The following is a 15,620-nucleotide window of genomic DNA, read 5'->3' as shown; positions in this document are numbered from 1 at the left end:
CTTTCCGGGGAGAGGGTCGGGGTGAGGGGCCAGATTTGCACCTGGGAATAGGGGCGTCATTATTGCTTAACCAATGTCATTAAGTTAAGAAGGAGTTCCCGCAGATTCAGAAAACCCGCAGATTGGGCTCCGGAAAAAAATCTGCGGGTTATCTGAATCTGCGGGAACACATCATGAGAAGTGCCTTAACTTAATGACATTGAGTGCTCAGTGCTCAGTGCTCAGTGTTCAGTTTGAATTTGCCCTGGTGAGTTTGACTGAGCACTGAGCACTGAGAACTGAGCACTTCATGCCCCGCGAGGGCAGGTGGACGTGGTCAAGGGGCCACTGGCGCACGCTTGAGCGCTACTTGGCTGGAATCTCGTTGAGCGTGTAGTAGCCGACGGTGTGTAGCAGCGGGAGTTTTTCGGCGCTGCGAACGCCGTCGAGGTGGAGTTCGTGGATGTGGCCTTTGGTGAGCGGTGAAATCGTGAGGTGGACGGATTTGCCGTCTGCGGCGACTTTGGCGGCGGTGATTTTGGGGAGGATCTCGTCGATCTCACTGCCGCCGTATTCTTCGCGGTAGGCGTAGGTGAACTCGCGCATGGAGTAGCTCTTGAGATCACCTGCGGCGGCTGGATCAACGGGCTGGGTGAAGGTGAGTTCGAAGCCGTCGGCCTGCGCGCGCATTTCATGCACTTCGAAGGGTGTTTGGCCGGTCCATTCGCATTTTTCGAAGCAGAAGGGCTTCCCACCGCGTGCGCCCCAGCCGCGATCACTGCCGCCGGTGAAGACGCGGCCTTCTTCATCCATGCGGCCACCGATGAGGCCGCTCTTGAAGCCGGAACGGAAGGGGAAGACGACGCCCTGCTTGATGCCGTTGATGGTTTCGAGGAAGACGCGGCTGAGATTGCTGTGACTTTGATCGGCGACGAAGAGTTGTTTTGAAAACGGGCCGAATTTACCGCTGCTGAGATCGCAGATGATGGCGCTGGCGGAGTTGCCGATCTTGCCATGCACGAGATAGACGGCGGGTGGCAGGAGCTGCTTGATGCGCTCGCGTTCCGTCACCATGCGGCCGGGATCGACGTGCGGGGTTTTGTCGCCGCGCTTGCGGCCGTTTTGAAAGGCAGCGGGGATGGGATCGATCGGGCGTGGTCCCATGTTCGGAGCTTTGTCATACCAGATGTTGCCGCCGGGATGGCCCTGGAAGCTGCCGGGCACGAGATGTTGCAGCGTGCATGAGCCATGCCACGGCCCTTGATTGTCGCAGTAGTAGGCTTCGCCGGCGGCATCGAAGCCGATGCCCGCCGGGCTGCGGATGCCGGAGCAAGTGGGCACCATGGTGCCATCCGGTTTGATGCGCAGCGCCCAGCCGCGGAACTCGGCATTGCTATTGAACGAGCCGGTGAGGCAGAGCGTGACCCAGAGATCGCCCGCCTGGTCGAAGCGTGAGCCGATGGCGTATTCGTGGTAGTCGCCACTGACGCCCCAACTGTCGTTCACATTGTCGAACACGTCAGCACGACCGTCGCCATCGACATCTTTGAGACGTGTGATCTCGTAGCGTGTGGTGGCGTAGATGTTTTTGTCCTTGGGGTTGTAGGCGATGCCGAGGACTTCGTGCAGACCGCTGGCGAAGAGCTGGTAGCTCACGTTCGAGGCATCGCTGCTGCCAGCGCCGCTGACGATCCAGATTTCACCACGCCGCGTGCCCATGATGAGTTTGCCATCGGGCAGGAGGTCGATGGAGCCGACTTCGAGGGCAGTTTCCTTCGGCGTTTCAAAGGTGGTGATCTTGTAGAAGTCGGATTCTTGCGGATCAGCAGCCCCATCCTTCGCCAAGGCTACGGAGGGCAAGAGGAGCGAAGGGCAGAGGGCTAAGAGCAAAGAGAAGCGTTTCATAGCAGTGTGTGATGAGAGATTACTGAACCCACTGGTAGGTGATGGTCATGGTGCCGGGTTTGGCGGGGATGACGAGATTGGAGCCGGCGATTTGGGCTGATGCGGTGGTGATGAGGAAAGGCTTCACGCCTTTGATTAGGAAGCTGTCGTCTTTGGGTTCAAACTGACCACTGGCGATGCGATACCATGCGTTGGCGGGCAGTTTGCCGCTGACTTTCAGAGTGCGGATGACTTTGGCGTTGCCGTCGGGCTGGTTGCCGTTGCCTTCGACGGTGAAGCTCTCTTCGATTTCGGCGTCGTGCCAGGTGTAGCGGAAGGTGGGGCTGCGTTTGGCGTCGAGCGCGTAGCCTTTCCACGCAAGGCCGTCGTAGCGTTTGGTTTTGTCCCACTTCGGCCATGCGGCGTCGGGTTTGTCGGTGATGAAGAAGGCGGGCGTGACTTCGCCGGTGGGTTGCAGCACATCGTAGCCGAGCGGTGGCTGGTGGCCGCCGCCGCGTGAGTTCCAGTGTTTGGCGGCGTCGATGAAGGCGCCGCGCCAGAGGAGGGCGAGGTTCATGCTCTCGGCGCTCCAGGCGAGGTTGATGCCGCCGGGATAGCCGACGCCGATGCCGCGGTTGCCGGCGCCCTGGATGAAGTTGCGGTAGATCACTGGCTCGGTGGTGGCGATGAGCGGGATGGGATCGAATTCTTTCTGCTTTTTGGCACCGCCTTGCCAGTTTGGATGCAGCCATTTCGACAGCGGCGTGATCTGGAAGTCCGCGCCTTTCCACGCAGCGTAGAGATCGATGTTGCCCCCGCCCTGGAAGTATTCGAGGCGGAACTCGTGCTCGCCTTGCTCAAGCTGGACGCCTTTCTCTTTGATGTCACCGGCGGGATGGATGCCGTCATAGGCGACGACTTCTTTGCCGTCGATGAGGAGGCGTGAGCCATCGTCGCTGGAGATGAAGAAACGATACGAACCCTTCTTCGGCGCATTGAGTTTGCCGGTGAAGACGACGCCGAACTCGTTCTTGTAGTCGTCGAGCTTCACCTGAATGAGGTTGTCATCGACCTTGCCTTCGCGGTGCGGCTTGAGCTTGGAGAAGTCGGGTAATTCCTTCCAATTGCCGAGGTAGAGGGCAAAATGGAGATCTTTGAGGCCTTCGCCGGCTTTCATCACCTTCAGTTCACCGCGCATGGTGAGTGCGTGGCCGGGAAAGGTGCAGACGTAGGGGTAGGTGCCGGGTTTTTCGGGCGCGGTGAAGTTCAGCACCTCTTTTTCGTGCGGATTGAGCATTTTCGAGTGTGCCCAGATGCGCGGATCGTCGGGCAGCCAGTTACGTTTGAGCGCGGCTTCGGCGTTTTCCATCTGCTTCAGCGCCATGGCGGCGGTATCGGTGCCCGGCTGGCAGAAGACGAGGTTGTGCGGGAGGTCGTCGCCGTTTTCAAAGGTGAGCTGCACCGGCTGGCCGGGCTGCACGAGCAGCTCGGCGATGTCGTATTTCATCTGCGCCGTCATCGTTTTGAGGCTGAAGACGGCGGTCTCGGCGGCAGGCAGGCTCGTGGCGGTGAGGAGAAGGGCAAGCAGGGGGCGGATCATGGGGCGCGGTTTTACGAAGAGGGCGGCAGTTCTCTTGCAGGGAAGTCACAGCGTCAATTCTACACCCGCATGATTTCCGCCGCAGTTTGCGCTTGGCTAGCGGCCCGGGCTTTGGTTAATCTCAGCCCATGAACATCTGGCATCTGCTCAAAGCCTCGGACAAGGACATCTATGAGGCCAAAGACCTCGAAACCCTGCGCGGCTGGGCGGCGGATGCGAAGATTTCACCGCTCGACAAGATCTCCAATGATGCGCGCATGAGCTGGCAGCGCGCGCCGATGATCGCGGAACTGCAGATGGATCATCTGGTGCAGATGCCGGACAACTATCTGTATGGACCGACGAACGTGGCGACGATCCAGGAATTCCTGGCCACCGGCGAGATCGACGAAAACGTGACGATCATCAACTGCCTGGATAACACGGAGGCGCGGTTGTCCGATCTGGGATGGTTCCAGGCCAGCCCACATCAGGCGCGGAGCGCCGCCACGACCCTGCTCGGCACACAAAAACCGGAAGATGTCCGCGATCCCTCCGGCAACCAGTTCCAGCGGCGCATCACCACGCTGGAGAAGCAGGTGATGGAGCTGCAGCGCGTGGTGGATGAATGGCAGCAGGCTTACAACGGCCTGCGGCAGCAGTTCGTCGAAGCGACTGGGCGTGAGCCGATGTGAGAATCAGGGCGCTTCGTCCTTGTCTTCAAGCTCAAGTCCTGGCAACGACTTTGCCTTGTCGGCATAGCGGTCGAAGCGGTTCGAGAGGATCAGTAGTGTGGGTGCCCATAGACCGACGAAAATGCCGAAGCGCTCCGCATGCGCCTGTTCTTCTGGTGAGGAGCTTCCGGCACCGTTGAGGAACCACCAGATCCAGATGGAGAGCAGGATGGAGAGCATGCCCGCCTGGAAACAAATCGTGCTGAGAGTGCGGCAGATGGAAGGATTCATGGGTCAAGACTGCCATGCCTCTACTCCCTCCGGCAAGCATGGACCGCTTCCAGCGCAAATCAGGCGGATCAAATCGCATTCGCAGGCGCGTGGTGAGGGCGCTTGAGAGCTGGCGAGGCTGAGGCATAGTGGGTGCAGAATGATTCTCTCCGCTGAAATCCACTGCGCCACGGCTCCGCCGAAGCGACCACGCGTTGCGCCGCAGCAGCCGCGTGTGAAGCCGCAGATGGCACCGCCCGCGCTGGAGCCACCCTGGCATGTCATCCTGCTGGATGATGAGGTGCATACGCATGAGTACGTCATTGAAATGCTCGGCGCGATTTTTGGTCATTCACCGGAGCTGGCACTGCGCATGGCGCGTGAGGTGAATGCCGCGGGCCGTGTCATCGTCGCGACGGTTCACAAAGAACTCGCCGAACTGCGCCAGCAGCAGATCGAGGAGTATGGCCCAGACAAACGCGTGCCGGAGTGCCAGGTCTCCATGCGTGCGACGATCGAGTGCTCGGAGTGAGCGTAGGCTGGGTGTGGCGACAGCCCGCCCGGCACATTGGGCGTGGGGTGGCCTTGTCGGTGCCGCAAGCAAACGGGCGGGCTTTCGCCACACCCGTTCTACCTACTTTTGATCACGCGGCTCGGGAATGCCGCGCAGGATCAGGATGGAAATGAGCGATAAAATTGCCGCGAGCATGGCGACGAGGTAAAACGAACCGCTGAGTGAATAAATCACGCCACCGAGACTCGTCGCGAGCAGCAGCGACCACACATTGCAGAAGCCGAGCACGGCCTGGAGCGTGGAGCGACGTTCCGGCGGGCAGAGTTCGGCGGTGAGCGTGAGATCGCCGACACGGTCGAGAAACAGGCCGAATCCGAGGATGAAATAGGCGGCGGTGAAGCCGCTGAACGAATGCGTCAGGCAGGCCCAGACACATAGCGCCACACAGACGAGGCGTGAGAGAATGAGCAGCACTTTGCCGCCGCAGTGATAGCCCAGCCAGGCGGCGAGCAGGCTGCCGAGGATCGTGCCGATGTTCTGAAAGGAAACGAAGTGGCCTTCATCCGCTTCTGGCCGGCCCGTGGTGTGCAGTGCATGCAGCGTGAGAAAAGAGACGACCATCAGATAGCCCATGCCGGTGAAACGCGCGGCGATCAGCCGGAGCAGTCGTGGCTGCGCCACCAGCAGGCCCGGCAGGCTGCGCAGATAGCTCCAGTAGCTTCCCGTATGCGGATGATAGTGATGCGCGACCGGCAGTTCCCGCATGAAAAGCTGCGCGAGCCAGGACAGGAGCAAGAAACCGAAGGCGATCAGATGCAGCAGCGCATAACCACGCTGTCCCGGCAGATGCGTGAGCGTCTGATGGATCACCGCTCCTGCCCCCATGCCGATGCAGGCCTGTGTGATGTAGCGTGCGGCCCAGCCGGCGGCACGCACACGCTCCGGCACCATGCGTGTGACCATTTCCATCCACGCCACCACGCCCACGCCGCCGATGAGACCGGAAATGACCGGCGTCAGCACCACCACCGGCAGCAGCCATGGCCCGGCGTCCGGCACGAACCACAGCAGCAGGCCGGTGATGAGATACGGCAGCCGTTGCAGCAGGCCGAAGGTCATCACCCATGGCTTGAAGTGGGTCAGGCGTTCCACCCGCGGCGACACAAACAGCCCCGCCATGGCAAAGGCCGCCGGCAGGAGTACCGGCATGATGGCGATGATGGCCGCGCGCCCGCCGAGCTGCTCCACCATCTTCGGCATCACCGTTTCCGGCTGCAAAAAGGCCACACCGCCCATGTACAGTCCGCCTTCCAGGCAGTGGCAGATGAAATTCCGCCGCACGACCTGGGGATGATGCTGAGTTTGGGAGGATGCGGTGTCGGGAGCCATCGCGGAAGCCGTCCATCGTGGCGCAGGCTGGCTCAAAGGAAAGTAATACGTCCCGCACTGGCGGCCTAGCATTCACTCGCACCGCCAAAATAGCGTCCGTGCTCGCTTGCGCCGCGTTGTCGTAGCTGGTTCAATCTCCCTACACCTCAACCCAACCGCACCATGACACTCTCCCCCAAACTCCAGAAACACTTCAACGAGCAGATCAACAACGAAATGTCCTCCTCCTACGCCTACCTGGCCATGGCCGCTTGGTTTGAGCAGACCCCCTATGTGGGTTTCGCGCAGTGGATGTTCGCCCAGAGCCGTGAGGAAACCATGCACGCGCTGAAGTTTTATCAGTACCTCGTGGACCGTGACGCCAAGGTCGAACTGCAGCCGATTGACAAGCCGAAGATGGACTTCAAATCGCCGATTGATGTCTTCCAGCACAGTCTCAAGCAGGAGCAGAAGGTGACGCAGCAGATCAACGACCTGTATGAAGTCGCCGAGCAGGTGAAGGATCATGCCTCGAAGAATCTGCTGCTCTGGTTCCTCAACGAGCAGATGGAGGAGGAAAAAAGTGTCGGCGACATGCTCGACCGCCTCAAACTCGCCGACAACGACACCGCCAGCCTCCTCGTCCTCGATCGCGAAGCCGGCAGCCGTCCGAGTGCCGGTGGTGGCAAGCCCGGTGGCGGTGCGGGTCGCGGCGCGGGCGCATAAAGATCACGAATTGCAACGCGGTGGCGGTTGGTTATGTTCCGCGCCATGCAACCAGACACGCTGGCACGCCGTCTCGGCACCACGACCCATGTTTCCCCGCTGCTGATGAAAGCGCGGCGGCTGGGGCTGCGTGTGCCGGGAGATTTGGAGCGGCTGGCGGTGCAGCGCGGGTGCCGCTATTACGATGGAGCCGGTGACTCCATGGTGGTGCGGGAGGAATCTCACGCGGCGGTGGCAGCGGTGAATGAGGCAACGTTGCTTTCCAACAACGAGCTGGCGGTGGCGTTGCTCTCCATGGGTCTGCCACATTCGCAGCACCGGCTGAGGATTGGCGCGGCGATGCTCGCGGCCGAAGGCAATTCAGCCTCCAAGCTCGCGCAACTGGCCCGCCATGAACGCTGTGAGACCGTGGTGCGTCACATCGCGCTGTGTGGCCGCCAAGTAGAGCCGGAGAATGCCTTCTGGACCGAATTGATCCGCCTGCTGCCAGATGTTGCGTTGCCGGACGTGGATGTTCTGCCGCACCTCACCCGCTTCGTTGCCATGACCGGCTTCACCCGGCGCGGTCGGGAGACGATCATGCAATGGATCCGGCCCACACGGAGCGCCGCCGCATGAGCACCATGATCGACAATCCCACCGAGGTGATTCAGACGCTGGATGCGGCGCTGGATCACGCCGTGTCCTTGGTGATCTACGGGCGTGGTGCTTTATGCCTGGGCTTTGAGCATCCACGCGCTGAATTTCTGACCACGCAGGATGTCGATGGGATCATCCGGGTGCAGCAGCTCGACGAGCTGGTGAATGACGAAAAATTCTGGGATGCGGTCGATGTGACGAATCGAACGCTGGAGCCGAAGGGCCTTTACATCACTCACTTGTTTCAAGAAGATCAGGTCTTCCTGCGGCCTGAATGGGACGAGCACATCGTGCCGGTGCTGCGTCCGCCCACGCGCTGGTTGAAGCTGTTTCGTCCGGCCACGATTGATCTTATCCTCACCAAGATGATGCGTGGGAGTGATGAGCAGGACATGCAGGACGTGGCGTTTCTCATCGGGCATGATCACATCACGTCAGAGCAGATGGAGCCGGCTTTTGCCACGGTGCGGATGCCGGATATTCAGGAATTGCGTGATGCCTTTGACCGGGCGCTGCCGGTGGTGCGCAAACTGCTGGCTCAAGGCACCAGTGCCATGTCCCACGGCCACAGCGGCGTATAGGTGGCGGCTTCGACCCAGCCGCGTACGGGGAGGTCGCCGCTGGGGATTTCGATGTAGCTCCAGGCGCCGCGCTTTTCGAGCAGGCGCACCTGGCTGCCGGGCGGGAGGTCGATGACGCTGCCGGAGGTGAGGGTGGCGGCGGTGTAGGCGCTGACTTCGCGGGTGGTGACGACCATGATGTCCTTCACCCGCTGGCCGGGCTCGGGACGGATGGAGGCGAAGGCGGCGGAAGGGATGAAGATCAAGACACCGAGGATGCTCAACACGAGTCCACAGGTGCCGCCGGAGGCTTTGCGCGTGGCGGCGAGGATGCAGCCCATGACGGCCAGCAGGACGAGCCACACGCCTGCCGAGGCGATGATGATCCAGGTGTTCTTACTGAGCCGCAGGCTCCATTCAGCGAGCGGGGAGTCTGCGCTGAAGCGGAAGAAGCGCAGTTTCTCATCGAGATGCCGCAGGTTCTGCCGCACTTCGGGATTCACCGGCTCCAAGAGTTGTGCGCGCTGATACCACATCGCAGCGCGGCCAAAATCATCCTGACGGTAACGGGCGTGAGCGATGAGCGTGAAAACGGCAGCGCTCAAGGCGGGCGGATTCTGCCGGGTGAGCGATTCACCGAGGTACTGCGCCTGCGTGAACTTGCCCTTCTCCAACGCTTCGCGTGCCTGGCGGTAAAGAGTGTCGGGAGATTCATCCTGCGCAACGGCGTTGAGGGTGAGCGTCGCAAAGGCGGCGATGAACAAGGCCGCGCGTTTCAGCAGTGGTGCCAGTGTGGTCAAAATGCGGCTGCGTTCGCCGGTGTCGAGCGTTTGTGCCGCCGTCGGAGCCACCGTGAAGCTCTGCGTTTCGTAACGGTGCAGAATCTGTCGCAGTTCCTCGTCTTTGATTTCATCAGGATGGCTGCGCTGGATGAAATGGGCGGCACGCTGAAGGAAATCACGATCATCAAGATCACGCTGCTCCAAGCCGCGCCACAACTGCTGCAACTCGCCGCGCAAACCGCCTGCGGTTTGTTCGCGATGACGCCGGAACCATGCCAAAAGCGCGGCGAGGATCACGAGCGCCGCCGGGATTGACTGCACGGCCCAAAAGCGGGTGCTGTTGGTCAGCGGGGCGCTGTTAGCGGCCAAGTTCAGCCAATGCGACTGCGCTGGCACGGTCATGAGGATGTCGCTGATCTGCGGCTTTGGCTGCTGCACGGGCGGCGGCTTCGGTGGCTCAACATTGCCGCCGGTGCTTTCTGCATTGGCGGTGGCGATCACGACACCGGGCTTGATGCGCAACGAGATCGGCGCGGTGCGCGCGGCGACGTATTTTTTCTCGGTGGGGCTGAAGAAGCTCAGTTCAAACGGCGGCAGCTCGGCATGCACTTTTTCCGGCACGAACACCATCGAGTAGCCGATGCGGCGCTGTGCGGTGGGTGTGAGATTGGGATCGACGGGGCCATCGACATTGTAGCGCCGCGGCGGATAGGCTTTCCAGCCATCGGGTGGCATCAACGACGGCGGATTGAGCGCATCGAAGTTGCCCGAGCCGTCGATCGTGATGTCCACGGCCAGTGGATCACCCACGGCGAGTTCGTTCGGCGTGGCGGTGGCGCTGATGCTGAAATCGCCGACGGCACCGCTGAAGTGCGCGGGTTTTCCGGCGGTGGGGAGCGGCAGCACCTTGACCTTCACGTCCTGGCTTTTGACGACCTGTTTGCGCGGCTCGGCACCGCCCATGATCATGCCAAACGGCAGACCACGGCGCATCTGGCGCGAAGAGTTTTCGTCATACACCTCGAACAACAGTTCGCAGCCGGCGGGGCCGACTTTCAAATCGCCCGCATGCAGCGCGGAGAGCGTGCTGCGGTAGGTGATGACGATGTAGCCGATGCCGTTGATGACTTCTTCGCTTTGATCCGCCTGCTGCGGGAAACGGGCGATGGCGAAGTCGCTCTTGTTCACCTCAATGAGGCCAACACGGCGCAGCATCACGCTGCGCGGGACAAAAAGCTTCGCGCTGATGGGCACGACCTCGCCCTGATAGACCTCCGTTTTGCCGACTTCGATCTGAAACAGCGGGATGTTTGCATCATCGGTGCCGTCAGGGGGGGCGGGGGTGGCGGGTGCTTCGCTGACGATGAGGCGGACTTCATTGGTCTTGAGGATTGCGCCATTCACCAGCACCTCTTGGGGTGGAATGACGAACTCGCCGGGTTCCGTGCCAGCGACGCCCCAGGAGAGCTGGGTGGAGAAGATGCGCTGGTTGCCGCGAATTTCGATGTTCTGCGCGGTGGTGATGCCGGAGCTCATGCCGACCTGTACTGGAAGGCGCAACTGCGGCACGCTTTGCACCGTGCCGTTCTGCACGGTGATGACATAACTGACCACCTGGCCGGTTTGCGCACGGTCCGGCTGGATGTAGGCACGTACGGTGGCGGCGGACGCGGTGGCATGCAGCAACGCGAAGAAAAGAAGGACGGCAGAATGACGAAACCAGAAGGACGAATGACGAATGAAGCTCCAATGACGAATGCCCGAAAAAACTTTCTTGGCGAAAGGCCGGTCCATTTCAGCTTGCTGTCGGGGGCTTTGAATCATTCGGGCTTGGGATTTCATTCGTCATTCTGGATTCGTCATTCGTCATTGCCGCGACACGCGGTTCACCAATCTTTTTTGTTCGGGGGCGGGGTGTGGTAGCGGTTGATGATCGGGCCGGTGATTTCATCCATGTACTGCCGCAGCAGGCCTTGGGCTTCGCCGGGAGTGAAACCGGTGCGTGGGTTGCGGGCTTCATCCGTGGGTTTGCCAGCGGTCTTTTTCTTCTGGTCGCCGCCTTCGCCATCGCCGGGTTTTTGCCCGTCCTTGCCCTGTTCACCGTCTTTCTCGCCTTCTTTGTCACCAGCGGCTTGCAGACGGCCTTCGGGCAGTTCCTTGGCGTCTTTGCCGCCGATGCCGTCGTCGCCTTCCTTTTTTTCGCCTTTGCCTTCGGACTCTTTTTTCTTGGCCTCACCATTGGGGTCGCTGCCTTCTTTGCCAGCGCCTTCTTGATCGCCTTCCTGGCCTTCGCCCTGCTCGCCTTTCTGGCCCTTTTGTCCTTTTTCACCCTTCTGGCCTTTGCCGTTTTGCTGTTCCTGCTGTTTTTTCAGCTCATCCATGACCTTGCGCAGATCGTCGAGCATTTTGGCAACGTGGTCGCGATTCGCCCGCACCTCGGCGTTCTCAGGCTCAAGTTCGAGCGCGGCGTCGAGATGACGCAGCGCGTCGGTCCAGCGCTGAATGGTGATCTTCGGCTGCTGCTGCAGGCCGCGTGCGCCTTGATCATACAAGGTGTGGCCGATGCCGCGGTGAGCACGGGCGCGCAATGACTTGTCCTCCGTGTGCAGCACCTCGCTGAACTCCTTCACGCTGCTGTCGTAGTTCGTGAGCGCGTGCTCGGTGGCGGCGAGTCCATAGAGCATCTCGTCGCGTGCGGCAGCGCCGTAGCTCTTTTCTTTGAGCAGTTTTTCATACAGATCCCGCGCTTTGGCGAAATCGTGTTGTTCGAGCGCCTCACGCGCATCCTCGGGCGCCGGGCCTTTCGGTTGGAAGATGGCAGCGATGGTTTCAGGCACATTCGCCGCCTGCGCGGAAGGTGCGGGAGCGAAGGCAATGACGGCCAGCGCCAGCACGAGCGGGCGTGCGGAGGGCCGTGGCAGGGCGCTGATGATCCAGGCGAGCATGAGGAGGACTATACCCAGACTGAGCGGCCAGGCAAAGCGCTCAATCGGCCGGGAGGTCTGGCGGTTGGCGGACTGCTGCTCGGTCAGGCGGTCGAGCACAGGCTGGATGCTGTTGCGGTTCAGTGGCTGGGCGCCGAGCTTGAGGAAACGTCCGCCGGTGGCGGAGGCAAGCTGCTGCAGCACGCCGCTTTCGAGGCGTGAACGCACCACATTGCCTGCTTCATCGCGGATGTAGTCGCCGTCGATCTCAGGATTCGGAATCAAGGTGCCGCCTTCCGTGCCGACACCGACCGTGACGATGACAACTCCAGCCGCGGTGAGGCGCTGGATGAAGGGCACGAGGTTCGCATCGGCATCACCACCGTCGCTGAAAATCACCAGCGCGTAATTGCTCTTGGGCAGGGTTTTGATCGCTCGTAGTGTCACATCCAGCAGATCGCCGATGTTGCTGCCACCCCACTCGATGATGGTGTGATCAAAGGCCTGCAAGGATTCGATGATGGCGTCGTGATCGGTGGTCAGTGGCGCTTGCAGGTAGGCCCGACCGGCAAACGCTAGTAAACCGACGCGTTCGCCTGCCAGTTCGACCACGAGGTCATGCGCGGCCAAACGTGCGCGGGTGAGCCGGTCTGGCGGCACGTCGCGGGCGAGCATGGAGCGCGAGGTATCGATGGCGATGAAGATGTTGCGGCCCTTGTCGGGGATTTCGAGCTTTTCCTCGCCCCAGCGCGGCTGGGCGGTGGCGACGATGATGCAGGCCATCGCCAGCGCATAGAGCGTGTAGATCAACCACGAGCGCCACAGCGACCTGCCAGTGACGAGATCGGGCCGCAAACGTGCGGCGGTGAACAGGCGCTCCGCCGTCGAGCCATGCGCATCCACCCACAGCTTCAATCCCACGAGCGCGGGAATGATCAGCAGGAACCAGAGCAGATGATCGTGGGCAAAAGTCATGAAAATCAGGTGGCGACCGGCTCGGGAGCCGAATGCAGGACGGTCAGTGACAGCAGTAGGGCAAGAAACAAGGCGATGGCCGACACGGCGAGCGGCCAGGGGAATAACTCATCGGTTTCGGTGATTTTGCGGCGCTCGATCTTGGTTTTTTCGAGCTGGTTGATGGTGGCAAAGATCTCCTGCAGCGAGTTCATGCTTTGGGCCATGTAGAACTGGCCGTTGCCGATCTGCGCCACTTCTTCGAGTGTCTTTTCGTCGAACAACTGCTGACCGACAGGAGTGAAGGTGCCGCGTTTTGGGTCCGGGATGCTGTGAACGCCCGGCGTGCCAAAGGCGATGGCGTAGATCTTGATGCCGAGCGTGGCGGCCAGCTTGGCGGCGTCCTGCGGACTCAGGCGGCCGGAATTGTTCGCGCCATCGGTTAGCAGCACGATGACTTTGCTGGGATTGGTTTCCTTGCGCAGCCGGTTGGCGGCGGAGGCGATGCCGGAGCCGATGGCGGTGCCGTCGCCCACGCGCTGGGTTTGCACGCGGTCGAGATTGTTGATGAGCCAGTCACGGTCCAACGTGAGCGGGCAGGGGAGATAGGTTTCACCGGCGAAGGCCACGATGCCGATGCGGTCGCTTTTGCGGCCTTTGATGAAGTCCGCCACCACCCGCTTTGCCGCCGTGAGACGGTTCACCGGCTGGCCGCCGATGTACATGTCCTCGATCAGCATCGACAGCGAGACGTCAAACGTGAGCATGATCGCGATGCCTTCCGCCTTTTCCTCATCAAACGACAGCACCTTCTGCGGCCGTGACAGCGCGGCGATGCCAAAGGTGAGGCTGAGCAAAATCAGGCCGAAGATGAAGCCGCCGAAGCCGTTGCGGGCCGGACGGCCGAGATCGCGCAGCAGCGCGGTGGTGGGAAATTTGATCGCCGCACGCTTGCCGCGTGAACCGCGCAGCATGGCGAACAACGGCACCAGGGGCAGCAGCAGCAGCCACAGCGGATGCAGGATCTGAAAATTGGGGATGCCGGGGATCGTCATGGTTTCTCCTCCTGCATGCTGTTGATGGCCTGGTCGATGAGCGCGGTCGATTCCTCCTGCGTGCGTGGCGCGGGCATGAAGGAAATGTCATCGCAAAGATGGGCGACGGGTTCAAAACGCTCGCGCCACAAGCCCTGCGCGCGTGGAATGGGTACGCCGGGGACACGGTCCGGCCTGCCGTCGAAAATTTCATGCGTGGTGCGTGCAGGCGCGGGCACCGCGTAGCGTTCCAGCAGATAACGCCGCAGGATCAGCGACACACGGTGGCTTACGTCCTGCGGCGGGATGGTCTGAATGCGCGCACGCAGATCATTCAGCGCACGAAACGCGGAAGTCCATGGCTGCCGCAGCGGTGCCACTGGCAGCGTCTTTGGCCTGACCAGCAGCCACACAATGAGCGCGATCAACAACGCAAGCAGCACCACCACGATCCAAGGCAGCCACCATGGCGGCGGCAGGCTCACTTCCGCCGGATTCGGCAGTTGCGGATACGGCAGCGGCTCCGGGCCGGGAAATTGTGCCAGCAGCATGCCGGTCATCCGCGTTTCCTCCTTTTGCGTGAGCGGAAATACGCCTTCAAGGCGGGCACATAATCTTCATCCGTGCGCACGGTGATGCGCTCCACGCCGCTGCGGCGCAGCAGATGCACCAGTTCATCCTGCCGTTTGGCCACGCGTTCTTCATAATGCGCACGCACAGCGGGATGGGAGGTGTTGACGAGGATTTGCTCGCCGGTTTCGGGATCTTCGAGGCAGACACGGCCTGCATCCGGCAGCGTGAGTTCACGCGGGTCCATGATCTGCGCCGCCACCACGTCATGTTTGGCAGCCACGGCACGCAAACTTTTTTCCCAGGCATGATCCGGCGTGATGAAATCCGACACCAGGATCACCAGCGCCCGATGCGCGATGCGTTCGAGTGCGAGATCGAGCGCAGGCTTGATGTCAGTGCCGTGCTGCTTCGGCTCGTTGTTCAAAATGTCCCGCAGGATGCGCAGCGCATGCGGTGCGCCTTTGCGTGCGGGCAGGTACTGCTCAATGCCGTTGGAAAATAGCATGAGGCCCACTTTGTCCTGATTTTGCACCGCACTGAAGGCGAACACGGCGGCGATCTCCGCCGCACGCTCGCGTTTGGAGTCCTCCTGGCTGCCGTAGTCGCCCGAACCGCTCACATCGACGCACAGCATCACTGTCAGCTCACGCTCTTCGACATATTTGCGCACAAACGGATCGTTCATGCGCGCAGTGACGTTCCAGTCGATGAATCGCACATCGTCACCGGGTTGATACTCGCGAAAGTCGTCAAACTCGATGCCCTGGCCCTTGAAGCGCGAATGATACTGCCCACCGAGCATCTCCTTCACCATCCCACGCGTGAGCAACTCAATGCGCCGCACGCGCTTGAGGATGCGCGTGAGCCTGGCGTCGTTGTCGGTGGGGGTGGCAGTGGGCATGAAGGATCAATAAGACTCAGTCAGCGTCATCAAACAAATCGCTGGGGGTGAACGTGGTGTCGGGATTTAGCGCCGCTTTTGAAAACGCGATTCTGGCCATGAGTTCCCAGCGCGTGCCAAACTTGTCCGATTTTGGCGAGCAAGTTTTGCCCTTGAACTGTTCATCCCAAATTTTCTCGTAACGCTCAATGCTCGCAGCAAGTGCCACGGCCTGATCTTCTGTCAGGTTTGGGTTCGTCCATGTGACTTTTGTGGTCAT

At 61.0% G+C, this 15,620-nt stretch carries 15 protein-coding genes; 5 read left to right on the top strand and 10 right to left on the bottom strand.

Annotation, left to right across the window (positions count from 1 at the left end):
- Nucleotides 1-345 precede the first annotated feature (345 nt).
- Together ACKVY0_RS24555 and ACKVY0_RS24550 are read right to left on the bottom strand one after the other, a co-directional pair.
- The gene (locus tag ACKVY0_RS24555) at nt 346-1,839 is read right to left on the bottom strand and encodes a hypothetical protein (protein ID WP_409217502.1); all 1,494 of its coding nucleotides are present in this window, start codon (nt 1,837-1,839) and stop codon (nt 346-348) included.
- Between the two features lie 64 nt (nt 1,840-1,903).
- The gene (locus ACKVY0_RS24550; RefSeq protein WP_409217501.1) at nt 1,904-3,463 is read right to left on the bottom strand and encodes a PA14 domain-containing protein; all 1,560 of its coding nucleotides are present in this window, start codon (nt 3,461-3,463) and stop codon (nt 1,904-1,906) included.
- Between the two features lie 128 nt (nt 3,464-3,591).
- On the opposite strand from ACKVY0_RS24550, the gene ACKVY0_RS24545 reads away from it, so the two are divergent.
- Complete coding sequence (locus ACKVY0_RS24545; protein ID WP_409217500.1) at nt 3,592-4,137, top strand: hypothetical protein; 546 nt, start codon at nt 3,592-3,594, stop codon at nt 4,135-4,137.
- A gap of 3 nt (nt 4,138-4,140) precedes the next feature.
- Here the strand turns inward: ACKVY0_RS24545 and ACKVY0_RS24540 are convergent, their stop codons facing one another.
- On the bottom strand, nt 4,141-4,407 hold the full coding sequence (locus tag ACKVY0_RS24540; RefSeq protein ID WP_409217499.1) for a hypothetical protein: 267 nt from the start codon (nt 4,405-4,407) through the stop codon (nt 4,141-4,143).
- 139 nt (nt 4,408-4,546) lie between these two features.
- On the opposite strand from ACKVY0_RS24540, the gene ACKVY0_RS24535 reads away from it, so the two are divergent.
- On the top strand, nt 4,547-4,918 hold the full coding sequence (locus ACKVY0_RS24535; RefSeq protein WP_409217498.1) for an ATP-dependent Clp protease adaptor ClpS: 372 nt from the start codon (nt 4,547-4,549) through the stop codon (nt 4,916-4,918).
- A 102-nt stretch (nt 4,919-5,020) separates the two neighbouring features.
- Here ACKVY0_RS24535 and ACKVY0_RS24530 read toward each other — a convergent pair whose 3' ends face one another.
- Nucleotides 5,021-6,289: an MFS transporter gene (locus ACKVY0_RS24530; protein ID WP_409217497.1), complete on the bottom strand. Its 1,269-nt coding sequence runs from the start codon at nt 6,287-6,289 to the stop codon at nt 5,021-5,023.
- A gap of 162 nt (nt 6,290-6,451) precedes the next feature.
- On the opposite strand from ACKVY0_RS24530, the gene ACKVY0_RS24525 reads away from it, so the two are divergent.
- From ACKVY0_RS24525 to ACKVY0_RS24515, 3 genes are read left to right on the top strand one after another with little or no spacing between them, the layout of a single operon-like run.
- Nucleotides 6,452-6,994, top strand: a complete 543-nt coding sequence (locus tag ACKVY0_RS24525) for a ferritin (RefSeq protein ID WP_409217496.1) — start codon at nt 6,452-6,454, stop codon at nt 6,992-6,994.
- 45 nt (nt 6,995-7,039) lie between these two features.
- On the top strand, nt 7,040-7,612 hold the full coding sequence (locus ACKVY0_RS24520; RefSeq protein ID WP_409217495.1) for a hypothetical protein: 573 nt from the start codon (nt 7,040-7,042) through the stop codon (nt 7,610-7,612).
- On the top strand, nt 7,609-8,214 hold the full coding sequence (locus tag ACKVY0_RS24515; protein ID WP_409217494.1) for a DUF6036 family nucleotidyltransferase: 606 nt from the start codon (nt 7,609-7,611) through the stop codon (nt 8,212-8,214). The genes ACKVY0_RS24520 and ACKVY0_RS24515 overlap by 4 nt, the downstream gene beginning before the upstream one ends.
- Here ACKVY0_RS24515 and ACKVY0_RS24510 read toward each other — a convergent pair.
- Genes ACKVY0_RS24510 through ACKVY0_RS24485 form a run of 6 tightly spaced genes read right to left on the bottom strand, consistent with a single transcriptional unit; the run spans nt 8,172 to nt 15,620 of the window.
- Complete coding sequence (locus ACKVY0_RS24510; protein ID WP_409217493.1) at nt 8,172-10,817, bottom strand: hypothetical protein; 2,646 nt, start codon at nt 10,815-10,817, stop codon at nt 8,172-8,174. The two genes, ACKVY0_RS24515 and ACKVY0_RS24510, sit on opposite strands and share 43 nt — an antisense overlap.
- Nucleotides 10,818-10,861: 44 nt before the next feature.
- Nucleotides 10,862-12,874, bottom strand: a complete 2,013-nt coding sequence (locus tag ACKVY0_RS24505) for a VWA domain-containing protein (protein WP_409217492.1) — start codon at nt 12,872-12,874, stop codon at nt 10,862-10,864.
- Nucleotides 12,875-12,879: 5 nt separating this feature from the next.
- Entirely contained in the window at nt 12,880-13,908 is a 1,029-nt protein-coding gene (locus ACKVY0_RS24500; protein ID WP_409217491.1) for a VWA domain-containing protein, read from the bottom strand.
- A complete protein-coding gene (locus ACKVY0_RS24495; RefSeq protein ID WP_409217490.1) occupies nt 13,905-14,438 on the bottom strand; it encodes a hypothetical protein in 534 nt (177 codons plus the stop codon). Before ACKVY0_RS24495 ends, ACKVY0_RS24500 begins: the two co-directional genes overlap by 4 nt.
- 5 nt (nt 14,439-14,443) lie before the next feature.
- Entirely contained in the window at nt 14,444-15,361 is a 918-nt protein-coding gene (locus tag ACKVY0_RS24490) for a DUF58 domain-containing protein (RefSeq protein WP_409217489.1), read from the bottom strand.
- A 16-nt stretch (nt 15,362-15,377) separates the two neighbouring features.
- The gene (locus ACKVY0_RS24485) at nt 15,378-15,620 is read right to left on the bottom strand and encodes a hypothetical protein (protein ID WP_409217488.1); all 243 of its coding nucleotides are present in this window, start codon (nt 15,618-15,620) and stop codon (nt 15,378-15,380) included.

Source organism: Prosthecobacter sp. (assembly GCF_046154365.1).
In the GTDB taxonomy this organism is placed as follows: Bacteria; Verrucomicrobiota; Verrucomicrobiia; order Verrucomicrobiales; family Verrucomicrobiaceae; genus Prosthecobacter.
This window is presented reverse-complemented; position numbering and strand designations above follow the sequence as displayed.